Here is a 25,648-nt window from a genome sequence, read left to right on the forward strand (position 1 = left end):
ATTGCGTTATGTATAGAAGTTTAAATACTACACTTGTATGAAGAATGTATTAGTTTTGATATTATCGATTCATCTTTGTATGGCCATGATATATTAGATTCTTTAAGTGAGCGTTAGAAAGAAGGGGGACTCGATTAAATCGGTTCTCTTTTTAATTTAGCGATGAGGGGAATCTTGATGATATAAAACTAAGACAAAATCCTTATTGTAAACTTAAAGAGCGCCTTGGGAGAAAGACGCTCTTTAGGTGAATGCATTGTAACGACTATTCGGTTTATTATATGTAATTTACTGAGGAAGTGCTTTATAAAAAATGTGATTGCCGATCGTATTTTTTTATACATTTATAAAACTTTTCCATACAGTGCGTCGTCTAATATATGGGAAGGAGGAAATGATGTGGATGAATTAACGATAGAAGCGTTTGAAATAGAAGATAAGGAGGACCTTATCGACGAAATAATGAACAAGTATGGACAAGAAGTCCTGCAGCTTGTGTATTCGTATGTGAATAATAAAGAGGTTGCGGAGGATGTAACGCAAGATATATTCGTGAAATGCTATAAATCTCTTCATACATATAAAGGGAATTCGAATGTGAAAACATGGTTATGGAGAATTGCAATCAATCAATGTAAGGACTATATAAAAAGTTGGTATAACAAAAAAGTTATCGTTACAGAGGATGACTTTACGTATATGGAGAGTCAAAAAGAAAGTGTCGAACAAACAGTTATTCAAAATGCTGAGGATAGTAGGTTGGCTTCTGCGGTAATGAATTTACCGATAAAATATCGAGAAGTCATTTATCTATTTTATTATGAGGAATTATCAATTAAAGAGATTGCTACAGTAATAGAAGTAAAGGAAAACACGATAAAAACGAGACTGAAAAAAGCGAAGGAGCTTTTGAAGGAAGGATTGGAGGAATAATCGAATGGAAGGTCGATTAAAAGGCTTGCGAAAATCAATGGAGAACACAACGTTTAAACATTTGAGTTTTTCTGATCGGCACCAAAAGCGGGTGCACGAAAAAATCAATCAATCGTCCGAAAAGGAAGAAGACATCCTTTTAGCAGTGTTGCAACTTCTTATGAATGAAAAAACAGGTTATGAATTGATGCAGTTACTGCGGGGGAGAGGAATTCAAAAATTCGAAGGTGATGAAGGATCTCTATACACTTTATTGCATCGTCTAGAACAGAATCGCTTTATCCAATCTAGCTGGGATCATGCGGGAGCTAAATATTATCAATTAAATGATAAAGGAAACAAGATGCTGCGAAAGGCAGAGAAGAATGCTACGAAGGCACGATTTATATTAAAAGGATTAGTACAGGAGTGAGGCGGAATTGAACAAAAAAGGGGAGCGTTTTGTAAGCGAAGTTACGAATCATATTAAATCAAAAGAAGCGAAGAGCTTTGTAGCAACCGAACTAGATTTTCATTTAAAACAGGCAAAGAACACATGGATAGAAAAAGGTTTAAGTGAGGAAATTGCTGAAAATAAAGCGGTGGAACAAATGGGAAGTCCGAGTAAATTAGGGCGGGAATTTAATAAACTTCATAAGCCAAAGGTTGATTGGTTCTTACTTATTTTATTGGTGGCTGCGATGGGGTTAGGGTTTTTACCAGTTTTAGTTTTTGGATATACGAATGATGTAATAATGAATAAGGTGATATTTGTTATTCTGGGTGTTATAACAGCGATTGGGATGATGTTACTTGATTATCGGAAATTAGAGAGAATGGGATGGTTGTTTTACACAATCGGAGTAGTTGTCTTGTTAATTCTATACTGTTTTCCAAACGCTTCAATGATTGGAGAACCGTTAATAAAAATTGGTCCAATTGCAGTTGACTGTTTAATGGCAGTTCCTTTCTTTTTTCTAGCTTGGGCTTCTTTTTTCAATAATAATAGGTTAAAAGTTATACATCTTGTGGTTTTATATTTATTTTCTTTGTATTTATTTTTAATTGTATCCACCCTTTCGTCAATTTTCATCTATATTACGATGGTATTCGTTATGCTTTGGTGGAGTAAGCTAGGAAAGAAAACGTCGTTGATTATTACGGTTGTACCTATTTGTTTATTTATTATTAAGGTATCCGTATCATGGTCTTCAGGATACCACTTAGATAGACTTTTAGGGTATTTAAATCCTGAGAGTGATGCAGGTGGCGCAGGATTTATGTATATACGATTAAAAGAGGTAATGTCATCAGCAGGTTGGTTTGGTACATATGGAGATATGAAATTCATCCCTGCTCCGGATACTGATTTTGTATTTGCAAGTTTGACTTACTATTATGGGTATTGGCTTGCATTAATTCTTGTCTTCGTTCTTTCTCTTTTTGTAGCAAGATTAATAGTCATCTCTTATAAAATAAATGATCGGTACGGTAAATTGCTACTCGTTGGTGGATTGACTCTTTTTGTATTCCAGTTCATTTATAATGTTGGAATGATACTAGGATTATTGCCGCTTGCTGCTATATCCTTACCTTTTATTAGTTACGGATTAACGCCGACTGTATTTCATGCGCTTATAATGGGGATTGTGCTGAGTGTATATAGACGTAAGGGCATTTCATTCAGAATTAGAAAAACACCTTGATACTTATATAAGTTGTATATAAAAGAATGCATTATTATGATCAAGTACAAACGTAAATAGATAGTAGAAGAGGGTTATCATAAATAACCCTCTTTTTGTGTTTAAATAAGTGCACTCTCTTTAACAGAAATACATAATTCAGAACGAGATATCGATTCAGTTAGTTGTTGTAAATAGGAGTATTCTTCCGCATCTTTTTTGGAAGTGTCAGGATCTAATGAAGGTGAGGATAGAAGTACGTCAATCGTAAGAATGTCTGCATCGTGAGAAGTGATGTGATAACCTGCAAATACAGGGCGTTTTATGAAATTTAAGTAAGTGCGTGTTTGCATGCGTATCACTATTTTATGTACAATAAAAGAAAAGCCTCTTATGAGATGGGGAGAGAAAATTTCATGTCCAGCCAACAATTAGTGAATTTACGCATTGATTTTGCTTTTAAACAATTATTTGGCACAAGTGGAAATGAAGATATTTTAATTGCTTTTTTAAATGCGATGTTACAGGATTCTTTAGAATCACCCATTGTTTCGTTACAATTTGCAGATCCACATTTACACAGGGAACATGAAGAAGATAAGTTATCTATCTTAGATATTTCAGCTACATTAGACACAGGAACAAAAGTCAATGTAGAAATACAACTCAATAATAATCATGATATGATTAAATGCAGTTTATATTATTGGGGAAGGCTATACACAGCTCAACTTCAAAAGGGAATGCCATACAGCTCTCTTCATAAAACAATTACAATCAATTTGTTAAATTTCGTTATGTTTCCTGAATACGAGGCATTCCATACAACAGGAGTTTTATGGAATCGACAACAACATAAAATATTGAGTAGTGATATCGAAGTTCACATCGTAGAGATTTCGAAACTTATGCAACAGTGGCGGAATGAACAAGTAAATCCTTGGGAAGATTTGTTTGTTCGTTGGTTATTATTACTTCCGGCAAACGAGGATGAACAACTAACCCAAACATTGGAGGACATTGCGATGAACCAAGATCCGATTTTACAAAAAGCGATGAATAAATGGGAGCGTATGAGTCAAGATTCTTCTTTCCGACAAGCATATGAGGCAAGAGAGAAAGCTTTGATGGATGAAGCCGCAAAGTTCGCTCATGCTCGTAATGAAGGAAAGAAAGAGGGAATTGAAGAAGGTAAGATTCAATTAATTCGTGGAATGCATAAAAATGGAATGCCAATCGAAGATATTGCAAAGTTTACAAATTTACGTTTAGAAGAAATACGAAGCATTTTACAAGTCTAAATGATAAAAAGAACACCTCCATTGAATTTGCATACTTAGTATGCGAATTCGGGAGGTGTTTTAATATGTGTCCCGTTTTCGGGGGTCACTTCCATCATTAAGGTGTTTTCATTATAAGCTCAAAACTCTCCGAATCAGCCCCAAGTATAAAAGGACTAACTTCGCCAACGCTATAAAGTTGCAGTTCATGCATTGCGCGCGTACAAGCAGTGTAGAACAATCTACGAACGCTCTCGTCGCTGTACACATCTTTAGAAGCATCGTAAATAATAACAGCATCAAATTCGATGCCTTTTGCTAAGTAAGCAGGGATCACGACAATGCCTTGCTCATACTCGGCTGAGTTACTTTTCACAAGTTTAATATTCTCGATAGGACTAAGTGCCTCATAGGCAGCGGCGCTTTCAGCTGCAGATTTACATATAATTGCGATCGTATTGTGCTGCTCTTTTTGTAGTTCAGCAACTTTTGCAGTAATATGTTCGTGCAGTTCGCTGTCACTGGATACTTTCGTCACTGTAGGTTTCTCGCCGTCACGTTCAAAGGCGTGAATGTTCTTGCCTTCCGGTACGAGAGCACGTGTAAATTCAATGATCGGTTTTGTTGAGCGATAGCTACGAGTTAAGTTAATGCCGTTTGTTTCGTCTGGACCGTATAAATTTGTAAGTGTATCGAAATTAACCGTTTCACTCGCATGAGCAAATATCGCTTGGTTAAAGTCGCCGAGTACTGTCATTCTCGCGGCAGGGAAGAGACGTTTTAAAAACTCGAACTGAAACGGCGAATAATCTTGCGCTTCGTCTACGAGTACGTGTTTAATCGATCTGTTCGTTTGGAAGCCTTCAATTAATTCTTTTAAAAGTAAGAATGGAGTCGCATCCTCGTAATATAGTTTTCCTTCATCAAGCATGTTTACTGTTAAGGAGCAAATGTCATCCCACTCTTTCGGTTTTTTCTCAGTAACCCATGATGCATCTGTGAAAAGTTGTTTATATATGCCTGTGAAATTGATAAAGCGTAATGTTTGAACGCCTTTACGCAGTGGCTTCAATTTTTTACGGACAATCATACGTCCAAGTACTCTCGTTTCTTTTTCAAAATCATTAAAGGAGTTGTCGTCAAACTCGCCTTTTTTCTGTAAATATTTATAAGCTTTTTGGTATTCATCTTTACTAAGTAATTCAATTTCTTCTTCTACCCAAGGCTTTTTCAGTTCTGCTTTTTCAAGTGCATCTATTTGCTTATTTAGCCAATCCGTTAACTTCTCAATTCGACTATGGAAGCGGAGGGAGGAGTCGGTATTGTAAAATTGTTCTGTAATTTCTTTCGCAGAAACAATCAGTTTTCCTCTAAATTTCATTCCTCTAAATAGCATGCCTGAAGATTCAAGAGATTGTCTGTACGCTCTAATCATCTCGAAAAATTGAGTGGATGCTTTAAATCGGATGCTCGCATTTCTCGTTTTATAGGTAGGGCTATTCGTTTCAGTTAACATATATTCTAATTGCTCATAAGGATCTTCAACTTCAAATGACTTACTTAGTCTATGATTCAAATATTCTTGGAATGTAACTTGCTGCATATTTTCTTCACCAAGTTCAGGTAGTACGTTAGAAACGTAGCTATTGAACATAGAGTTAGGAGAGAAGAGAATAATTTGATCTGCTTTTAGCCATTCGCGATATTTATATAGTAAGTAGGCGATTCGCTGCAGAGCAGCTGATGTTTTACCGCTACCAGCAGCTCCTTGAACGATAAGGAGTCGGCCTTCATCGTGGCGGATAATTTCATTTTGCTCGCGCTGAATCGTAGCAACGATGCTCTGCATATGTTTGTTCGTACCTTTTCCGAGCGCTTGTTGCAAGATTTCATCACCAATTGTAAGGCTCGTATCGAACATAGAATCAATCTCGCCATTTTGAATAATGTATTGTAATTTTTTCTCCACATTACCGTGGATTACGCCGCCTGGTGTACTGTATTCAGCAGGTCCTGGTGGATAATCATAGTACACACTCGAAATAGGTGCGCGCCAGTCATATATAAGGAAGTTTTCTCCGCTTGCATCAGTAAGTGTAGCGACGCCGATATAAATTTGATCCGCGGCAGATTCTCCTTCTTCTTTGAAATCAATTCGTCCGAAATAAGGTGCTTTATGCATACGTCTTAATGCGGCAAGTCGATTAAAGGTGTGCTTATGGGTAATTTGTGTGACAGCTAGTGACTGAGCTTGTTGTCTCAAGTTGATAACTGTTTCAAGATAATCATCGAAAGTATCAGTATTAACTTTCACGTCATCCCAAAAGTGTTTGCGAATATTGATTACTTCTGCCCGGCGTCTACCAGTTTCGTTTTCCAGTTTATCAATTTGCTCCGTAATTGTTTCAATTACGGTATCTAATCGTTTTTGCTCTAAATCAAGGTTTTTGTTCATACGGTAAGCACTCCTTTAAAAGTGAAAAATAGAGGTTGACTGAAGATGTGTTTTGGTGTACAATTAAGATACGGATAAATACGTTCTTTGTATTTTGTAAAACGTGTTTCTGTACTAATTTAACATAGTTTTTGAATTTAATCAATGATAATAAGATAAACCTTGGTTCTACGTGGCGTGGATCAAGGTTTTTTTGTGTTTGAAGAGGGAGTCACGCTTGTTGTCGTTTTTTGTCGGTAAGTCGATATATTTCGAAAATCGCTGATATAATTGGAGTTGCGCTGATATATTTTGAAAATCGCCGATATAATTTCATTTACCGAATCTAGATATAACTACCGGGAGAAGAGGGGATAAAAAAAGCTCGGGCCTAAGCCCAAGCTTTTTACTGCATTATTTCTTTTCGTCTTTTTTAGCGTCAGTTTTCTTCTCTTCGAAAAGATCTTTTAAATCTTTATCGTCAACTTTTACGTCAGCTTTTTTGATTTCTTTCATCATAAGATCGTTCATAAATTGGCCATCTTGCATTTTCTTTTGAACGATTTCTTTTTTGATGTCAGCTTTAGATTGTTCGAATGATTTTTCTGGTTCTTTAATGTCTGTTACTTTAATGATGTGGTAACCGAATTGTGATTTCACAGGCTCGCTTACTTCATCTTTTTTCAGTTTATAAGCAGCATCTTCAAATTCTTTAACCATTTTACCAGCAGTAAAGTAGCCAAGGTCTCCGCCTTTTTCTTTTGAACCAGTATCTTCAGAGTATTGTTTCGCTAACTCTTCGAAAGATTTACCTTGTCCAAGTTCTTCTTTTACCTTTTTCGCAGTAGCTTCATCTTTTACAAGAATGTGGCTTGCTTTAATTTCAGGCTTGTAGTTTTCTTTTAGTTCTTTATCAGTGATTGTTTTCTCGATAGCTTTTTCTTGAGCTAATGAAGCGCGAACGCCATTTTTGACTGTTTCTTCTTTAAGACCTTGTTGTTTTAATAATGTATCGAATTGATCACCGAGTTGCTTTTTCATCTCATCGTACTTTTTATCTACTTCTTTGTCGTCTACTTTGTAGTTTTTAATAAGTACTTTTTCCATAACCATGTTATTTAGTGTTTGTTTACCAGTTTGTGAATTTTTCATTTGTTCGTAGAATTCTTCTTTTGTAATGTCACCAGCTTTAGATGTAACGATTTTGTCTGATGATGATGTTCCACATGCTGATAATGCGATTACACTTGTTGCGGCTAAGGCAAGCATAGCTTTCTTCATTCAATAAACACTCCTACTATTATGTATTTTTAATTTATCCTACACCGATGAATTTTAGTTCATAAGAGCCCGATTAAGTCTCACTGATACTTTTGCTTTTTTATATTGGTAAAGCGCGCTTAACAGGGCTTACCGTGGCTGAGGATAAAGTTTTGATGAATGTTTTGTTCTATAGTATAAGCAATATGTACAAAATTTAATATATCATATTTCGAACCGTTTTCATATTGATAAAGAAAAATTAACCAGCACGTGTCAGATTTTGAAAGTGTGCCATATTGGGCGCATGCCGCATATACAGAATAGAGGAGGGGATGGGGATGAATTCTCAACTTATTTTATTACTTGTACTGTTTATTTTATTGGTTATTGTAGGTATAATTTGCTTATAGAGGAAAAAAGTGAGGAAGGGGCTTTCCTTCCTCACTTTCCATGAAATATAATTTCTATATAACTAGAAATTAATAAAATTGTTATACATACATTAATAACCCGAAAGACACCGGGCTGGCGGCTCGCAGCTATTTGTTTTCGTTCACACAGTGTATGTGTCATGAAATTCGTGTAAAATATAACAAGAAGTGCGAATGCGACAAAAACAACTGTTATAAGTGTCATGAGGCGAGACCTCCTTTTGGCTAAAATACATATACATATATTGTATCACACGATATTTTGTTCGTGTTACAAAATTCAGAAATAGAAGACTTTGTGTTAGAAAGTGAGGGAGAAAATGGACGTTGTTAGAAGATTAGAACAAGCTGAATACTATGTAGACCTATTATTTAAAATGATTGATGAAGAGAAGTGTCCATTTTATTCTTTGATCATAAAGAAAAAAGCTCGTAAAAAAGATATTGAACGTATACTGAATCTTTGTGAAAAACTGAACGAGCAATATGTAGTGGAGAAAGCAGAAGGGCTTCTTTTGTTCGATGCGCTGTTAGATCAATTTGAAAAAGCGCTTCCACATCAGCTCGAAGTACACGAAACTGCGGAAGCGCTAGCAAAACAAGGTTTATTTAAGCCGCTTATGAATGAATTCTTAAGCATGATTGCGAAAAAATAAATAGATTATTTCTTAACTAACTTTTGATCGGATTCTGTAAAGTTCTCTTCAATATCTTCTAATGATTTCTCAAAAATATCGATAAAGTCTTGTCCGTAAATATTACGCAGGATTGCAATCAGTTCGATATTTTCTGGGAACTTCCCATAAAAATTACGAAGTGCAAGAGCCCCATTAAACACTGAATTATTTTCAGGGTCATACTCTTCCATTAAGCGAAGTAGTAATTCTTCCCCTTTGTCTGTAATTTCAATGTACGTATTTCGTTTATCATCTTCCTTTTTCGAGAATACAAGATAGCCGCGTTCTTCCAGCTTTTTCGAGAAGTTAAACGCTGTTGATACGTGCATAACTCCAAACTTAGCAATCTCAGAAATAGAAGCCCCTTTTAAATGATAAGCGATTGTTAAAATATGATGTTCATTAATATTTAAATCGTAAGGTTTAATCCACTGCTGCCAATCTTTCTCTACACATTTCCATAACGCTTTCGATAATTGAGCAATGCGTTGGCTGAAAATCATCGCTTCTTTTACCGAGTAATCTTTTTCTCCACTTTTCATTTACTCACCCACTTTAACATTCTTTTTTCATTACTATCTATTATGCCAGTAAAATAAAAATTAATAAAGTCTTTTTGTGAGAATTGTGAAAATTTTTCGGAAAAATGACATTCTATACAAATCATGCATAACTATGGAAGCGTTTTATGAGTCGTGAATACATACGTTGTCCTTACATGTTAAGTGATAACATATATTGTAAATGCATAAAAACACGGCATATCTATACGATATGCCGTGTCAAGGTCAATTTATATAAAAAATATTTGTTATATGCAAAAAACTAAGCAGGAATTTGTTTACGCTTTTTCTGGAACAGCTTCTTGTAGTTTCTCAATTGACTTTTGGATGTCCAAAATTTCTTTCTCAATATGGCGCTTGTTTTGAGAAATATCTTGCTTCCAGTTAGAAAGCGTGTCTTGCATGTCATCTTTTAATTCTTGAAACACTTCTTTACCTTCTGAAGCAGTTTCAACAATTTGACGCTTTAATAATTTCGTATCAGCTGTAATATCAGCTAAAGTCTTTTTAATATCATTTCCTTTTTCTTTTAACTTGCCGCGCATGTCTTTACCAGAAGAAGGAGTTGAGAAAAGAACAGCTAGTCCAGCAACTGCTCCGCCGCAAATAACACCTGTAATAAAGGATTTAGCTTTTGACATAAAAGGAGACCTCCTTATTTTTTGTTCGTATTCATGATGGGAAAAATATGCATATCTTTCTTATATGTGCTATGCACAAACAATCATCCCTGAGCATTTTAAGTAAAGAAACAAGCCATGCGGAATTTGATGACTTCAGGGAAGTGGCTTGTTATGTATTACGCCTTCTTATAGTGTCATTATTTCACACTATTTGCAATTGTACTTGCGATGTTTTGTAAATTTTCCATAGTGTATTCATTTTGATGTGATTTCCAAACAGCACCGAAACCATCTTTTTCACCGTAGCGTGGAATTAAATGAAGGTGGAAGTGGAACACAGTTTGTCCAGCTTTTTCACCGTTATTGTTAAGTAGGTTAAAGCCAACTGGATTAAACTCTGCTTTAATCGCATTTGCGATTTTTGGAACGACAGAAAAAATGTGTGATGCGATTTCTGGCGTTAACGCAAAAATGTCTTGTTTGTGAACTTTCGGAATAACAAGAGTATGTCCTTTTGTTACTTGACTAATATCTAAAAATGCAAGCACATGTTCATCTTCGTATACTTTTGAGCAAGGGATTTGCCCGTCAATGATTTTACAAAAAATACAATTGTCTGCTGTATGATTCATTGATCTCATCCTTTCAAATATCCTTAGCCGTATTTTACCATAATTACATAAGAGAACAAACACGAAAAACAGGAAGCTGACTCAGCTTCCTGTTTTCTGAAGAGGGATTGAAAAAGCATTATCGTAATTTACGTTTCGCAGACACCTCATTTATTTAAGAAATGCACGGTAAATCGGCTAAAGTTTCTGCCGTAGACACCCCATTTTCAAGTGAAATGAATTGCAATCTTTTTTAAAATGAAATTGTTTATTTTTTAAAACAGTATATGCTCTTTCAGAGACACCCCGTTTCGAAAATGAAACAAATAATCTGGTTATGTGTAAATTTCATTGTCCAACTTGGACACCCCATTTCATGATGACTTCACTATGTTGTTGTACTCATCAATTGGTGGTTGCTTTTTCAATGTGTTCCTTCTTCAATAATTATGATGTCCGCTTTCGGAAAAATATATGCTAATAAATTTAAAAATTTTTTTTGAGTACATGGATACTATGTAGTACAGCATAATTTTTGGTAAGATGAATATAGAATGAATACTAATGAAGAAAGTGGTGTCGTATGAGCGAGTTATTGCGTGTAGAAAATGTTACAGGAGGATATACGAAACGACCTGTATTAAAAGACGTTTCGTTCTCTGTTAATAAAGGCGAACTTGTCGGCTTAATCGGTTTAAATGGAGCTGGTAAAAGTACGACGATTAAACATATTATCGGTTTAATGGAACCGAAAAAAGGAACTGTCACAATTAATGGGAAAACAATTCGTGATGATATGACAGCGTACCGTTCTAGCTTTTCATTCATTCCGGAAACGCCAGTATTATATGATGAATTAACGTTAGAAGAGCATTTGAAATTAACAGCTATGGCGTATGGCGTTGATGAAAAACAATATGAAGAACGTGTAGGACAGCTACTACAAGAGTTTCGTATGAAAAATCGTTTAAAATGGTTTCCATCTCATTTCTCAAAAGGAATGAAACAAAAAGTAATGATTATGAGCGCATTTTTAGTGGAGCCATCTCTTTACATAGTAGATGAACCTTTCGTTGGATTAGATCCGTTAGCGATTCAATCCCTTCTTCAAATGATGGACCAAATGAAAAAGAGTGGTGCCGGTATTTTAATGAGCACACATATTTTAGCGACGGCAGAGCGTTATTGTGATTCGTTCATTATTTTGCATCAAGGTGAAGTAAGAGCGAAGGGAACGCTATCTGAACTGCAATCACAGTTTAATATGCCAGGTGCAACGTTAGATGATATTTACATCGCGCTAACAAAGGAAGAAGATTATGAATAGCACAGCGTTATGGAAAGAACGATTTCGTCACTTTCTAAAAGAAGTTCGTACATATAGTAAATACGTATTTAATGATCATTTGAAATTTATTTTCGTGTTCATCATTGGTGCGGGAGCGTATTATTACCAGCAATGGTTACAAACGTTAACACCTTCGTTTCCGGTGGCGCTCGTAATGGCAGTATTAATTGGACTCGTGTTAACGGCTGGATCCATTCAAACATTATTAAAAGAAGCGGATCTCGTTTACTTACTGCCAGTTGAAGAAAAGTTAAAACCTTACTTCACAAAGGCATTTCTTTTTACATTTATGATTCAGTTATACATAATCGCAATCGTAGCAGCTGCGCTTGCTCCGTTATACTTCCAGCAAATGAAGCAAACAGGAGCTGGCTACATATGGATCGTACTTGCATTTGTCATTGTAAAAGCGTGGAATTTATTTGTAGCGTGGGAAAAGTCATTTTTAACAGATCAAAATATACAAAGAGCGGATTGGTTCATTCGCTTTATCCTAAACGGTTTATTTGTATATTTCCTTGTAGAACGTACTTCAGTTCTTTTCATTGGTGGAATCGTCCTTCTCATGGTGTTATACCTTGCTATCATGCATCAAATGGTAAAGGGAAAGCCACTAAACTGGGAGTATTTAATTTCTGAAGAAGGTAAGAAGATGATGCTGCTGTACCGCATCGCGAACATGTTCGTTGATGTACCAGCATTAAAAGAAAGAGTAGCACGGAGAAAATGGCTCGATTTCATTCTTTCGATAATCGGTGAAAAGCGTACATATTTATACTTATATACGAGAACATTTTTACGATCTGGTAACTATTTTGGATTATATGTGCGTTTGCTCGCTCTTGGAGGAGTTATTCTTTACTTCATTCCATTTTTATACGGGCGATTTATCGTAAGTTTTATCTTCCTATATTTAATCGGCTATCAGCTCTTAACTTTATGGAAACATCACCGCATGAAAATTTGGCTTGATTTGTATCCAGTACGGGGAGAAGAGAAGAAGAAAGATTTTCTTACTTTATTAAACGCGGTTCTAATCATAGGGAGCGTAATCTTTACAGTTATATTTGCACTAGCAACGAAAGATTTCATGATGACAGGAATTTTACTTATCGTAAGCATATTATTTAGTATCGGTTTTGTTTACCAATACGGGGCGAAGCGCATTGAGCGTTTAAATTGAAAGGAATGAACCCATGATTACATACGAAGAGAAGGTTATAAAAGAATTGGAGCAGTGGAAAGCTACATTCATGAAAGATTCTTCTATGATGACACGGTTCTCCAAAAAAGTGCAGACGAAAGTGCAACAGCTCATTCCGGCGAAAGTACAAAAGGTACTAACAGAGACGATTCGTATGATGGTGCAAACGATCAGCGCCGGGTCAAACTTTATAAAGCCGAAGCTAAAAGAGACGACATGGTCATTGCAAAGACGAGACGATGAAGTACGTAAAAAAATGGATGAGTACAAAAAAATAGCAGCGGCAGAAGGGGCAGGGACGGGGGCTGGCGGTATTCTCCTCGGTCTTGCTGACTTTCCGCTTCTACTTACAATTAAAATTAAATTTTTATTCGATGCAGCAACGTTGTACGGATTTGATACGAGTAAACAAGAAGAGCGTCTTTTTATCCTTCACGTTTTCCAGCTCGCCTTTTCAAGTGACAATCACAGAAAAGAAATATGGAAAGCAATTGAAACGTGGGATACAGAAAAAGAAAATCATATGGACTGGGAAAAGTTCCAAACAGAATACCGAGACTATATCGATTTAGCAAAAATGCTTCAGCTCGTCCCGGTAATCGGTGCCCCAGTCGGCGCATATGCGAACTATCAATTGCTACAAAGACTTGGAGAAGTGACGATGAATTGTTATCGTATGCGATTGCTGAATAGGGATTAAAAAGAAGGCGTCCTACATGTGTAACGTAGGACGCCTTTTCTTAGAAGCCAAGTCCGATATAGCTAACTCCAACTATAATCAATACGATAAAAAGTACAATGATTAATGAAAATCCGCTCTTACCAGCTTGTCCTGCTTCACCGCCGCCATTACCACCACTACCGCCATTACCACCAAGTCCCATATGATATCCTCCTTATTGTTATATGTTGCTTTTACTTTATAACTTTCTGTAATTTCCAATAAACACCTTCTAGAACGCTAACTAAATTGAAAATCATTTCGTTTTATTTTATAATTTACTTACCGACCGGTAAGTAAAAACAAGTGAGGTACAGTATGACGAAGAATTTACAAACATCGCAAAACATTGTAGAGGCATCATTTAAACTTATGGCAGAACACGGCATTGAGAAGATGAGTCTTTCCATGATTGCGAAAGAGGTAGGTATTTCAAAACCGGCTATTTATTATCATTTTTCTTCTAAAGAAGCGTTAATCGATTTTTTATTTGAAGAAATTTTCTCTGGATATCATTTCGTGAGTTATTTCGATAAAGAGCAATATACGAAAGAAAACTTTGCAGAAAAGTTAATTGCTGATGGTTTACATATGCTCTCTGAATATGAAGGGCAAGAAGGGATATTACGCGTTATCAACGAATTTATCGTAACTGCATCGCGAAATGAAAAGTATCAGAAACGCTTATTTGAAATACAAGAAGATTTCTTAAATGGTTTCCACGATTTATTGAAGAAAGGCGTAGAACTTGACGTAGTGTCACAACATGAAACGGAAGAAAATGCTCATACGCTAGCACTCGTGATCGATAATATGAGCAACTATATGCTCATGGGATTCCAGTTAAAGTATAAAGAAATTTGGATTCGAAATGTGAAAAACGTCATGAAGGAGGAGTAAAAATGAAAATGCAAAAAAACTGGTGGCTCGGTTTTCTTGGATTTATTGGGGTTTATAAAATACCAGGTATGATTGAAGCTTTTCAAGCGGATGGAAATTGGATGAAGTTAATCGGTTTCATTTGGCTACTTTGGTTCGGATATTTTATTCCTGAGAAGAAAGAAGATTAAATTTCAATTTTCTGTAAAGTTACGTAAAATATAGATTGAGAGAATTCATATATTAGATTACTAGATTTGGAGTGGTTACATGGATCCATTGAAAAATGAAATTCACCCTGACATGGTCAAGGTGTGGAAAGTTCGTGCTGTAATTGAAGAAGGGATCGGTATACTCGTTATTTTAGCTTACCTTTTCCTCATGATAAAGTTTGATTGGTGGGCGTGGATTTTGTATGTGATGATTGGGCTAACAGTTGTGTTCGCACCATTTGCGTACTTCTTATTCCCGAAACTACGTCAACGTTATTACAGCTACCAACTAAATGAAGAAGAACTTGAAATTCAGCATGGTCTTTTTGTCGTAAAGCGCGTATTAGTACCGATGATTCGTGTGCAGCACGTAACGATTGAACAAGGACCAATTATGAGAAAATATGGCTTAGCAGAATTACACATTTCAACGGCAGCAACTTCTCACAGCATCCCAGGCTTAACGATGTATGAAGCAGAAATGTTGAAAACGAAAATCGCAGAATTAGCGAAAGTGAGTGATGAGGATGTATAAGAGGCAGCATCCAATCACGATGTTATTAGAATTAAAAATAACAGATTTTATACCACTCATTATTTTCATGTTTAGCTTAAACGGAAAATTCCCGTTTTGGTATTTAATTCCTGCAGCATTTGGTTTACTCACCGTTTTTTCAGCATTTGAAAAATGGTATTACACAACATATTGGGTTGAAAATAACGTATTACATGTGAAAAAAGGTCTCTTCGTGAAAAAGGAAAGCTACTTAAATAAAGAACGTGTTCAAACGATTAATACAAGTTCTAACGTACTATATCAAATGCTCGGTTTGAAAAAAATTCAGATTGAAACAGCTGGTGGGGGCGATGAAGCAGAAGTTAGCTTAGCTGGTATTACGGCAGAAGAAGCGGCGGAGCTTATTGCTTTGCTAAATGAGCCAACTCCAGAAGTGAAAGCAGAAGGAACGTTAGACGAAGCAACAGAAAATGTAGTAGAAAAAGCAATTGTTACAGAGGAAAAACAAACGACAGAATATAAATTAACTTGGAAAGAGATTTTATTAGCATCTGTTACATCTGGTCAATTTGGACTATTATTCTCTTTAATCTTTTTCGTTTATCACCAAGTAGATAAGTACATTCCGAAATGGATAGAGAATGGCGTAAAGTCGTATGTAATGGAACATGATATATATGGCTGGATTTTCATGGTAGCCATTTTACTCGTTCTTTCTTGGATTATATCTACAATCGGTTACGCGTTAAAACATGGCGATTTCACAGTGAATCGAAGAAATGACGAAGTTCGCATTTCACAAGGATTACTTGAGAAAAAAGAGCTCGTACTAAAATTGCATCGTATTCAAGGTATTACGATAAAAGAAAGTATTTTACGCCAACCATTCGGTTATTGTGCTGTGCAAGTAGAAGTCATTCAAAGTAAAGGAATGGGTGACGAAAAAGAAAAGGTTACACTGCACCCAATCATTCGAAAAGATCGAGTACAACAGTTACTCGCCCATTTACAATTACCATACGAACTGAATGCAAACATTATTGCATTACCAAAAGCAGCATTGCGCCGCTATCTCATTGATAGTTTTATCTTCTTCGCAATGCTAGCAATCCCGCTTCTTGGAATAAGTATATACTCTGAAAAGCACTTCATCATGTGGGCATTAATTCCGCTCGCAATCCTTATCTTTACACTTGGATACGCAACATTTAAAACAAATGGTTACAGTGTTAACGGAGAACAAATTACACTTGTCTATCGTAGCGTCGGAAAATATACAGGACTTATTAGAAGAAGACATGTCCAATCAATGGAGAAGACACAATCATATTTTCAGCGCCGTGCGGATTTATGTACGTATAAGTTTTCGAGTGCATCATCTAGTTACAAAATAGAGCATACGAGAGTAGAAGATGCGGAGAGAATGCAGGATTGGTATAAGAAGAAGTTAAGTGAGAATTAACCAGAGAAAGCTTGCCTATTATGAAGGGCAAGCTTTTTTGTTATAGGGAAAAGAGTGGTTTAATCCATATATTAGTACAACTACAGTATATGAAAAAAGGTAATTTGCTTCTATTTAAGGAAAATCTATGGGGTTTTTGATATAAATGGTATACTAAAATATAAATAGTATTAGGAGGTTATATATGATAAGTCAGTTGAAAAGAGAAGCACTTGATGCATTAAAAGGAAGATGGGGATTAGCGGTAGGGGCAACCTTATTAATCGGGATCCTTATTGGAGCTGTTGAAATGCTAACCACAGGTATTTTTTCGATATTTTGGGGTTGGGAAGAAGCAAGTGATTCACTTACAGTAAGTATTATTGTAATGCTTGTTATTGGTCCATTAACAATAGGTGCCTATTATCTTGTTTTAAATGCAATTCGTGGGACTGATGCTCGCATTGGTCATATATTTAGATGGTTTAGCGATGGAAGTAAGTTGATGAAGTCGTTTTTAACATATTTACTAATGTATGTATACTTGACTCTATGGACATTACTTCTTATTATTCCAGGTATTATTAAATCATTTTCTTATTCTATGACATATTTTATTTTGAATGATCATCCAGAATATACAGCGAATCAAGCAATTACTGAGAGTCGTCATATGATGAATGGACATAAAATGGATTACTTTTTACTATGCTTAAGTTTCTTAGGCTGGTTCATATTAAGTATTCTTACTATAGGAATCGGTTTCTTATGGTTAGCACCTTATTTCTACGCGACATCAGCCGCATTTTATGAAGAGATTTCAAAAGAATATTATAAAAAAGAAGGCACTACTTTCTAATAAAACATATAAACTATCTACCCTAAAGAATGTAGGGAGCAGATAGCAGATGGTTTAGGTGTTTTGATATTTGTCCTATTTTCGGGATTCACTTCAGGATAAGGTATAGATTTTTATATAGAAATGCTTCCCTCTATGTTTTATCATAGAGGGTTATTTTTTTATGTGAAAATGATAGGAAATAATGAATAATATATGTAAAGAAAAAAGCGAGGTGAATGAGAGTGAGCAAATTTTTAATACCGTATTCATTTTCTATATTAAGTTTCTTTATTTCAGCAACAGCACTTGATTTATATGATAGGATGGGAAACAATAGTGAGCTGGTTTCGCCGAACATAATTGGAAAGATAATTCAATCTACTGAGCAAATGGGAGTCCTTACATTGTATTTCGGAGTACCTATTATTTTAGGTGGCTGTCTACTTGGTGAGCTATTGTTTAGAGGTATCATTTTACGATTTAAACTAAGCTATATTATATCTTTATTATTATATCTATTTTTAGCTTTTAGTATTGTTTTCGTAACGGTAGGCATTCCAACTACATATGAAGATTCTAATACATTTTTCATGGGGATAACTATGATTTGTGCTGTTACATTCTTTGTGATTCGGAATATATGGGAAAACAAGTTAATAATGGAGTGACAAAATGAAATACACCTGTCCATGTTGCGGATATAAAGTTTCACTTTATTGGATCAGTTAGAAAACCGACTAGTGAAGATGTGAAGGATGCTAGTTGGCAGCGAATTTGTTAAGTAAAATGTTATTACTCAATTCAATGGGAGTAATAACATTTTTTATTTAGTGCTGAAAGAATTACTGCCGTCTTATAAAGTAATAAGAAGGACTAAATCGGTAAATTTTATTAATGGATATATTAGGAATGAATATGAAAGTATAGATGTATAGTCAATGTTGTGTATTTGATGTTATCATATTGAATGATATGGAAATTTTTAATAGAATAAGTAACTAAAAATTCAAAGGTAATGAAGCTTTTGTTGTATAAAGAAAATACTTAGTAGTAATCAACAATATTAAAAATAAGATTCGTATTTATATAAATTTAGTAGAAATGGGGTTTTAAAAAGGAATGAGTATAAGCATAACGCGGCAAAAGATTTTGGCGGCCGCTTCTCAAATTGTACAATGTAAAGGGGTTGCTAAATTAACTTTAGAAGCAGTGGCAAAAGAGGCGGGTTTAAGCAAAGGTGGATTATTGTATCACTTTTCAAATAAAGAAGCTTTAATAGAAGGTATGATAGTCCGAGGGGTAGAGGATTATGAAGGGGCCATTTACAATAAAGTAGCGGAAGACTCAGAGAGGAAAGGGAGATGGGTTCGCTCTTTTGTAGAGGAAAGATTAAGTAATGAGAGAAGAACAGAAGAGTTGTCTAGCAGTATGATGGCAGCACTCATGTTAAAACCTGAATTACTTGAGCCATTACAACAATCATTTCAGCAACTGCAAAAAAATATAGAAAATGATGAGATAGATTCAGTTTGTGCAACAATTATTAGATTAGCAGCAGATGGATTATGGTATTCGGAATATTTAGGGGTTGGAAGACTAAGCCCCGAGTTAAGAGAAAAAGTGATTCAAGCTCTTATTAGTAATTCATATAAATAGAATATACGAACTATATAATTTTAAAATGATTCACCATTGCTTCTTTAATGTAGTGGTGAATTATTTTTTTTATTAGAAAAATAGAACAATTTTATAGAGTATTGAATTATAACCGTCCAGACGGTATAGTAATATTTGGTTTAAGAGGAAAATGAAACAAAAAAAGAATAAAAGATATTTTTAGCACACTATTCGAAAGGATAGGCCGCAAAGCTTAGAGTCTACGGTAATACATATTGGTTACTAAGATCGTCTGGTTGCACATTTTTGATGCAACCGGACGGTCTTTTTTTGTTATATAAATATAAAAAAATAGGAGGGAACTATGCAAATGAAAAGTACTAAAACACATATTTCAATGGTTTCATTAGTTTTTCTAGTATTATTTTCAGTGCTGAATGTGTGGGCTCCAGTTATTCAAGCTGCTGTGATGAAAAGTCCAGTGGACGAAATTAATATTTCCCGTACTGATGGCACGACATCTGAACCATATCAAGCCTCAGATGGTATGAAAGTAGAAGTGAAGTGGTCAGCTAAAGAAAAAATAAAAAGTGGAGATCAATTCACAATTGATATGCCAAAAGAGTTTCGAAAAGACCTTATGAATATGAGTTTTCCTTTAAAAGATGCTGAAGGAAAAACAGTTGGTACATGTGAGATGAAAAAGGGTCTATTAACGTGTACTATGGGTGATTACGTAGAAGGAAAGAATAACATTAAAGGTTCTTTATTCGTAGAATTCTACTTTGGTCTAGAAGCATATGATGGTGTTAAAGAAATTCCATTAGAATTTAACGTTGATGGTCAAATCGTAAATAAAGAAGTAAATGTAAGTAATACTACAGAGAGACCGAAGCCACAGCCCAATACAGATAATCTATTGAAATGGGGTTCTTATAATCAAGAAGATCCGTCCATTGCTGATTGGCTTGTATATGTAAATGCGACTGGAACAGAAATGCAAGATCTTAAATTAACAGATACATTAGGACCTGGGCATGAGTTAATTACAGACAGCGTAGTATTAGAAGAGGCTGTATTTGAAGATGGTTATGCACCAACAAATATTAAGCCAGCAGATTTATCTAACATTAAAATAAATGCAACAAAGGCTGGATTTACAATTGAATTTCCAGACAGTTCAAAAGGTTATATTTTAAGATATAAAACAAAGATTACTAATCCTGCTGCAAAGCCTCATAAAAATACTGTGAAATTAGAAGGTAAAAATATTAAAACTGAAGAAAAAGTAGGACAAGTATTTGTAAGTGGTGGAGGGGGAACCGGTTCAGGTGACGATAATCCACCTAGCATTGAAAAAAATATAGTTGATGAGAATGGCAAGCTTGTAGAGAATGAGCAGCTAACACAAATGAATCAAGTTATTCAATATCAAGTTGGTACACATATACCAAACGATCCTCCTAAATACACATCAATGGTAATTAGTGATGATTTAGAAGATGTTTTAGAAGTATTAGAGGCAAAAGTGTATGATCAAAATGGCCAAGATATTACTTCTAAAGGAACGCTAAAGATAGATAAACAAAGAAGTGAAGTAACATTTACGTTTGATGAGAATTTTGACTATAAGTCATATGAAGACCAGATAATTAATCTTAGTATCAAGGCGAAAATTAAAAATAATGCAGACTTATCTTCTTACGTAGATAAGAAGATTCCTAATAAAGCGGAATTACATTTTGATGATAAAACATTAACATCAAAAGAAGTAACTATTACACCGCCTGAAGCTCCAAAAGATGGTACAGTATCGCTTCATAAAATAGATTCTGAGAATCCGAACAAAGGGTTAAAAGGTGCCGAATTTGAAGTTCGAAATAGTGCAAATGAAGTTGTTGCAAAACTGACAACGGACGAAAAAGGTTTTTCAGTATTTCAAACTTTAGCTCCGGGGACGTATAAAGTTTATGAAACAGTAGCACCAGAAGGATATCAAAAATTAACAAGCCCAGTAGAGGTTACACTTCAAGCTGGAGAAACAAAAACAATTGAAATTAAAAATACTGTGCAAAAGGGTCAAATTGAAATAAAGAAAATTGATTCGGAAAATGGTGAAAAACCATTAGCAAATGCAGAGTTTGATATAGTAAAAGACGGTGTAGTAGTCGAACATATTGTTACAGATAAAGATGGTAAGGCAACCTCTAAACCGTTAGCACTAGGAAAATATATTTTAAAAGAAACGAAAGCACCTGAAGGATACCAATTAAAAGAAACAGAGTTCGAAGTAAATGTAACAGGGGACGGCATATTCCCAATACAAGTGGAAAATGCAATGGTTGACAAAGGGAATATAGAAATCACAAAAGTGGACAAAGAAAACGGGGCAGTATTAGCGGGTGTCGAATTTGAAGTCCAAGATGAGAATGATGGAGTAGTAAGAAAAGTAGTAACAGATAAAGATGGAAAAGCAAACGTTTCAGATCTATCAGTAGGAAAGTACAAATTAGTAGAGACGAAAAGCTTACCAGGTTATAAAAAGCTAACAGAACCAGTACCATTTGAAATTACAAAAGGTATGACAAAAGCTTTAGCAATAAAAGTAGAAAATGAGCAGTTAGACAAAGGCTCAGTAGAAATTACAAAAATAGATAAAGATAGCCAAAAAGTATTAGAAGGCGTAGTCTTCGAAGTGCAAGATGAGCAAGGCAAAGTAGTAACAGAAGTAAAAACAGATAAAGATGGTAAAGCAAAAATCTCTGATTTATCAGTAGGGAAGTACAAATTAGTAGAGACGAAAAGTTTACCTGGCTACAAAAAGCTAACAGAACCAGTATCATTCGAAATTACAAAAGGTATGACAACAGTCCTATCATTGAAAGTAGAAAATGAACAGTTAGATAAAGGTTCAGTAGAAATTACAAAAGTAGATAAAGACAACAAAAAAGCATTAAAAGGCGTAGTCTTTGAAGTGCAAGATGAAGCTGGAACAGTAGTAAAGGAAGTAAAAACAGATAAAGATGGTAAAGCAAAAATCTCAGATCTATCAGTAGGAAAGTACAAATTAGTAGAGAAAGAAAGTTTACCAGGCTATAAGAAACTAACAGATCCAGTATTATTTGAAATCAAAAAAGGCATGACTGAAGTTCTATCATTAAAAATAGAAAATGAAATGGTAGATACGGGAAATGTAGAGATAACAAAGATAGATAAAGATAATAAAGCACCGTTAGCGGGAGTAACATTCATCGTCCAAGATGAAAAGGGTAATGAAGTTACAAAAGTAACGACAGATAAAGATGGAAAAGCAAATGTTTCAGATTTACCTGTAGGAAAGTATGAATTAGTAGAGGTAGAAAGTTTACCTGGTTATAAAAAGCTAGAAAAACCAGTATCATTTGAAATCAAAAAAGGCATGACCGAGGTTCTATCATTAAAAGTAGAAAATGAAATGGTGGATACAGGGAATGTAGAGATAACAAAAATAGATAAAGATAGTAAAGCTCCATTAGAAAATGTTGTATTTGAAGTACGTGATTTAAAAGGAAAAGTAGTTGCAAAAGTAACGACGGATAAAGAAGGAAAAGCAAACGTTTCAGATTTATCTATCGGGAAGTATGAGTTGGTGGAAGTAGAAACACCGGCAGGATACAAACCACTAGAAAAGCCAATTTCATTCGAAATTGAAAAGGGTAGAGTAACAGCGCTAAAGCTAACAGTAGAAAATGAATTAGTGGATACAGGAAATGTAGAAATTACAAAAGTAGATAAAGAAAATAAAGATGCTTTAGCTGATGCAGTCTTTGAAATTCAAGATGAAGCAGGACAAGTAGTCGCTAAAATAACGACAGATAAAAAAGGACAAGCACAAGTTACTAATTTATCAGTCGGCACATACAAGTTAGTAGAAGTAAAAGCACCAAAAGGATATAAACAATTAGTAGATCCGATTACTTTCCAAATTGAAAAAGGCATGACAAAATCTCTTGCTTTAACAGTAGAAAACGAAATGTTAGACAAGGGAAATGTAGAAATCACAAAAGTAGATAAAGAGAGTCAAAAAGTATTAGAAGGCGTAGTCTTCGAAGTACAAGACGAACAAGGAAAAGTAGTAACGGAAGTAAAAACAGATAAAAATGGTAAAGCAAAAATCTCAGACTTATCTGTAGGAAAGTACAAATTAGTAGAGAAAGAAAGCTTACCAGGCTACAAACAATTAACAGAACCAGTATCGTTTGAAACCAAAAAGGGTATGACAAAAGTTTTATCATTGAAAGTAGAGAACGAACTGTTAGATAAAGGTTCAGTAGAGATTACAAAAGTAGACAAAGAAAGTGGCGCAGTATTAGCGGGCGTAACATTCGAAGTGCAAGATGAAAAAGATAAAGTAGTAACAAAAGTAACGACAGATAAAGAAGGAAAAGCAAAGATTGCTGATTTATCAGTAGGAAAATATAAGCTAGTAGAGGTAGAGAGCTTACCGGGATATAAAAAACTAGCGAAACCAGTATCATTTGAAATCAAAAAAGGTATGACAGAAGTCTTATCACTAAAAGTAGAGAATGAACTAGTAGATAAAGGTTCAGTAGAAATTACAAAAGTAGATAAAGATAGTCAAAAAGTATTAGAAGACGTAGTCTTCGAAGTGCAAGACGAACAAGGAAAAGTAGTAACGGAAGTAAAAACAGATAAAAATGGTAAAGCAAAAATCTCAGACTTATCTGTAGGAAAGTACAAATTAGTAGAGAAAGAAAGCTTACCAGGCTACAAAAAACTAACAGAGCCAGTATCATTCGAAATTAAAAAGGGTATGACAGAAGTCTTATCATTAAAAGTAGAGAATGAACAGTTAGACAAAGGTTCAGTAGAAATCACAAAAGTAGATAAAGATAGTCAAAAAGTATTAGAAGACGTAGTCTTCGCAGTACAAGACGAACAAGGAAAAGTAGTAACGGAAGTAAAAACAGATAAAAATGGTAAAGCAAAAATCTCAGACTTATCTGTAGGAAAGTACAAATTAGTAGAGAAAGAAAGCTTACCAGGCTACAAAAAACTAACAGAGCCAGTATCATTCGAAATTAAAAAGGGTATGACAGAAATTCTATCATTAAACATAGAAAATGAAATGGTAGATACGGGAAATGTAGAAATTACAAAAATAGATAAAGATAATAAGGCACCGTTAGCAGGTGTAGTCTTTGAAGTTCAAGACGACAAAGGCAAGGTAGTAACGAAAGTAACGACAGATAAAGCTGGAAAAGCAACAGTTTCAGATTTATCAGTAGGAAAGTACAAGTTAGTAGAAGTAGAGAGTTTACCAGGCTACAAAAAATTAGAAAAGCCTGTACCATTTGAAATTAAAAAAGGTATGACAAAATCTTTAACGTTCACTGTAGAAAATGAAATGGTAGATACGGGGAATGTAGAAATCACAAAAATAGATAAAGACAGTAAAGCACCATTAGAAAATGTTGTATTTGAAGTACGTGACTCAAAAGGAAAAGTAGTTGCAAAAGTAACAACGGATAAAGAAGGAAAAGCAAACGTTTCAGATTTATCTATTGGAAAGTATGAGTTAGTAGAAGTAGAAACACCAGCAGGCTACAAACCACTAGAAAAGCCAGTTTCATTCGAAATTACAAAAGGTATGACGAAAGTCTTATCATTGCAAGTAGAGAATGAACAGTTAGACAAAGGTTCAGTGGAGATTACAAAAATGGCTGCTGAAAGCAAGGAAGTCTTATCAGGAGCTGTGTTTGAAGTTCATGATGAAAAGGGAAAAATAGTAGTGAAAGTAACAACAGATAAAGATGGAAAGGCAAAAATCACAGATCTATCTGTAGGTAACTACACACTAGTAGAAGTAGAAGCACCAAAAGGATATGAAAAATTAACTAATCCAATTCCATTTGAAATTACAAATGGAATGATAAATGCAGTTCAATTAGAAGTATTAAACAAATTGAATCATTTAGCGCCACCAGGCCCAGAAACACCAGATCCAGAAAAACCTGGAACACCAGATCCAGAAAAACCTGAAACACCAGATCCAGAAAAACCTGGAACACCAGATCCAGAAAAGCCTGGAACACCAGATCCAGAAAAACCTGGAACACCAGATCCAGAAAAGCCTGGAACACCAGATCCAGAAAAGCCTGGAACACCGAATCCAGAAAAACCTGGAACACCAGATCCAGAAAAGCCTGGAACACCGAATCCAGAGAAACTTGAAAAAGAATTACCGAAGACAGGGCAGAAAATGCCTGTGGAACCATATATGGGAGCACTTCTTGTAATGATGAGTTTTGGATTACTCATATTAGGTAGAAAACAGCAGAGATAATAAAGGTGAAAAGGTATCCTCAAAGTATTTGAGGATACCTTTT

At 35.0% G+C, this 25,648-nt stretch carries 23 protein-coding genes, 1 pseudogene and 1 riboswitch; of the genes and pseudogenes, 16 read left to right on the forward strand and 8 right to left on the reverse strand.

Features of this window, described 5'->3' with window-relative positions; translation table 11 throughout:
* The first annotated feature begins 399 nt into the window (after positions 1–399).
* From NST86_RS05520 to NST86_RS05530, 3 genes are read left to right on the forward strand one after another with little or no spacing between them, the layout of a single operon-like run.
* Positions 400–933 carry a sigma-70 family RNA polymerase sigma factor gene (locus tag NST86_RS05520; RefSeq protein WP_000344007.1) on the forward strand — a complete coding sequence of 178 codons (534 nt, stop codon included), beginning with the start codon at positions 400–402 and terminating at the stop codon, positions 931–933.
* Between the two features lie 4 nt (positions 934–937).
* A complete protein-coding gene (locus tag NST86_RS05525; protein WP_000399088.1) occupies positions 938–1,345 on the forward strand; it encodes a PadR family transcriptional regulator in 408 nt (135 codons plus the stop codon).
* A gap of 7 nt (positions 1,346–1,352) precedes the next feature.
* Positions 1,353–2,618: an FtsW/RodA/SpoVE family cell cycle protein gene (locus NST86_RS05530; RefSeq protein ID WP_061663877.1), complete on the forward strand. Its 1,266-nt coding sequence runs from the start codon at positions 1,353–1,355 to the stop codon at positions 2,616–2,618.
* Positions 2,619–2,719: 101 nt separating this feature from the next.
* Here NST86_RS05530 and NST86_RS05535 read toward each other — a convergent pair.
* A pseudogene (locus NST86_RS05535) lies at positions 2,720–2,923 on the reverse strand (hypothetical protein); the annotation flags it as partial.
* A gap of 90 nt (positions 2,924–3,013) precedes the next feature.
* On the opposite strand from NST86_RS05535, the gene NST86_RS05540 reads away from it, so the two are divergent.
* A complete protein-coding gene (locus tag NST86_RS05540; RefSeq protein WP_061663876.1) occupies positions 3,014–3,898 on the forward strand; it encodes an Rpn family recombination-promoting nuclease/putative transposase in 885 nt (294 codons plus the stop codon).
* A 97-nt stretch (positions 3,899–3,995) separates the two neighbouring features.
* Here the strand turns inward: NST86_RS05540 and helD are convergent, their stop codons facing one another.
* The 3 genes from helD to NST86_RS05560 all read right to left on the reverse strand — a co-directional run bounded on the left by helD (position 3,996) and on the right by NST86_RS05560 (position 8,210).
* A complete protein-coding gene (gene helD, locus NST86_RS05545; RefSeq protein WP_061663875.1) occupies positions 3,996–6,332 on the reverse strand; it encodes an RNA polymerase recycling motor HelD in 2,337 nt (778 codons plus the stop codon).
* Between the two features lie 393 nt (positions 6,333–6,725).
* The gene (prsA, locus tag NST86_RS05550; protein ID WP_000710067.1) at positions 6,726–7,592 is read right to left on the reverse strand and encodes a peptidylprolyl isomerase PrsA; all 867 of its coding nucleotides are present in this window, start codon (positions 7,590–7,592) and stop codon (positions 6,726–6,728) included.
* Positions 7,593–8,015: 423 nt separating this feature from the next.
* A complete protein-coding gene (locus NST86_RS05560; RefSeq protein ID WP_000172690.1) occupies positions 8,016–8,210 on the reverse strand; it encodes a hypothetical protein in 195 nt (64 codons plus the stop codon).
* Positions 8,211–8,325: 115 nt separating this feature from the next.
* Between NST86_RS05560 and NST86_RS05565 the strand changes: the two genes are divergently transcribed.
* The gene (locus NST86_RS05565; RefSeq protein ID WP_000383655.1) at positions 8,326–8,661 is read left to right on the forward strand and encodes a DUF1878 family protein; all 336 of its coding nucleotides are present in this window, start codon (positions 8,326–8,328) and stop codon (positions 8,659–8,661) included.
* 5 nt (positions 8,662–8,666) lie between these two features.
* Here NST86_RS05565 and NST86_RS05570 read toward each other — a convergent pair whose 3' ends face one another.
* From NST86_RS05570 to NST86_RS05580, 3 genes are all read right to left on the reverse strand, one after another.
* The gene (locus tag NST86_RS05570; protein ID WP_000834924.1) at positions 8,667–9,224 is read right to left on the reverse strand and encodes an HTH-type transcriptional regulator Hpr; all 558 of its coding nucleotides are present in this window, start codon (positions 9,222–9,224) and stop codon (positions 8,667–8,669) included.
* A gap of 299 nt (positions 9,225–9,523) precedes the next feature.
* A complete protein-coding gene (locus NST86_RS05575; RefSeq protein ID WP_000030302.1) occupies positions 9,524–9,886 on the reverse strand; it encodes a YtxH domain-containing protein in 363 nt (120 codons plus the stop codon).
* Positions 9,887–10,065: 179 nt separating this feature from the next.
* The gene (locus NST86_RS05580; protein WP_001016835.1) at positions 10,066–10,500 is read right to left on the reverse strand and encodes an HIT family protein; all 435 of its coding nucleotides are present in this window, start codon (positions 10,498–10,500) and stop codon (positions 10,066–10,068) included.
* Positions 10,501–11,062: 562 nt separating this feature from the next.
* Here NST86_RS05580 and ecsA point away from each other — a divergent pair.
* Genes ecsA through ecsC form a run of 3 tightly spaced genes read left to right on the forward strand, consistent with a single transcriptional unit; the run spans position 11,063 to position 13,731 of the window.
* The gene (gene ecsA, locus NST86_RS05585; protein WP_001292603.1) at positions 11,063–11,806 is read left to right on the forward strand and encodes an ABC transporter ATP-binding protein EcsA; all 744 of its coding nucleotides are present in this window, start codon (positions 11,063–11,065) and stop codon (positions 11,804–11,806) included.
* Positions 11,799–13,010 (forward strand): ABC transporter permease EcsB, encoded by a 1,212-nt coding sequence (gene ecsB / locus NST86_RS05590; protein WP_061663874.1) that lies wholly within the window; start codon positions 11,799–11,801, stop codon positions 13,008–13,010. Before ecsA ends, ecsB begins: the two co-directional genes overlap by 8 nt.
* 13 nt (positions 13,011–13,023) lie before the next feature.
* Positions 13,024–13,731, forward strand: coding sequence for an ecs operon protein EcsC (gene ecsC, locus NST86_RS05595; protein ID WP_000634143.1), 708 nt, complete (start codon positions 13,024–13,026; stop codon positions 13,729–13,731).
* Between the two features lie 40 nt (positions 13,732–13,771).
* Here the strand turns inward: ecsC and NST86_RS05600 are convergent, their stop codons facing one another.
* Positions 13,772–13,915 (reverse strand): YjcZ family sporulation protein, encoded by a 144-nt coding sequence (locus NST86_RS05600; RefSeq protein ID WP_000522760.1) that lies wholly within the window; start codon positions 13,913–13,915, stop codon positions 13,772–13,774.
* Between the two features lie 155 nt (positions 13,916–14,070).
* Between NST86_RS05600 and NST86_RS05605 the strand changes: the two genes are divergently transcribed.
* The 8 genes from NST86_RS05605 (at position 14,071) to NST86_RS05640 (ending at position 25,605) form a co-directional block, all read left to right on the forward strand.
* A complete protein-coding gene (locus NST86_RS05605) occupies positions 14,071–14,652 on the forward strand; it encodes a TetR/AcrR family transcriptional regulator (protein ID WP_000164831.1) in 582 nt (193 codons plus the stop codon).
* A 2-nt stretch (positions 14,653–14,654) separates the two neighbouring features.
* Positions 14,655–14,822: a hypothetical protein gene (locus tag NST86_RS05610; RefSeq protein ID WP_000783813.1), complete on the forward strand. Its 168-nt coding sequence runs from the start codon at positions 14,655–14,657 to the stop codon at positions 14,820–14,822.
* Between the two features lie 79 nt (positions 14,823–14,901).
* Entirely contained in the window at positions 14,902–15,378 is a 477-nt protein-coding gene (locus NST86_RS05615) for a PH domain-containing protein (protein WP_000371357.1), read from the forward strand.
* On the forward strand, positions 15,371–16,822 hold the full coding sequence (locus NST86_RS05620; protein WP_098389533.1) for a PH domain-containing protein: 1,452 nt from the start codon (positions 15,371–15,373) through the stop codon (positions 16,820–16,822). The genes NST86_RS05615 and NST86_RS05620 overlap by 8 nt, the downstream gene beginning before the upstream one ends.
* A 184-nt stretch (positions 16,823–17,006) precedes the next feature.
* Positions 17,007–17,660 carry a DUF975 family protein gene (locus NST86_RS05625; protein WP_000625399.1) on the forward strand — a complete coding sequence of 218 codons (654 nt, stop codon included), beginning with the start codon at positions 17,007–17,009 and terminating at the stop codon, positions 17,658–17,660.
* A 224-nt stretch (positions 17,661–17,884) separates the two neighbouring features.
* On the forward strand, positions 17,885–18,310 hold the full coding sequence (locus tag NST86_RS05630; protein ID WP_033682783.1) for a hypothetical protein: 426 nt from the start codon (positions 17,885–17,887) through the stop codon (positions 18,308–18,310).
* A 451-nt stretch (positions 18,311–18,761) separates the two neighbouring features.
* Positions 18,762–19,298 (forward strand): TetR/AcrR family transcriptional regulator, encoded by a 537-nt coding sequence (locus NST86_RS05635; RefSeq protein WP_000028010.1) that lies wholly within the window; start codon positions 18,762–18,764, stop codon positions 19,296–19,298.
* Positions 19,299–19,470: 172 nt separating this feature from the next.
* Positions 19,471–19,563, forward strand: a riboswitch (cyclic di-GMP riboswitch).
* Positions 19,564–19,623: 60 nt separating this feature from the next.
* Positions 19,624–25,605: a SpaA isopeptide-forming pilin-related protein gene (locus NST86_RS05640; RefSeq protein WP_340933318.1), complete on the forward strand. Its 5,982-nt coding sequence runs from the start codon at positions 19,624–19,626 to the stop codon at positions 25,603–25,605.
* Positions 25,606–25,648 lie beyond the last annotated feature (43 nt).

The organism is Bacillus sp. FSL L8-0199 (genome assembly GCF_038005705.1).
Taxonomy (GTDB): Bacteria; Bacillota; Bacilli; order Bacillales; family Bacillaceae_G; genus Bacillus_A; species Bacillus_A cereus.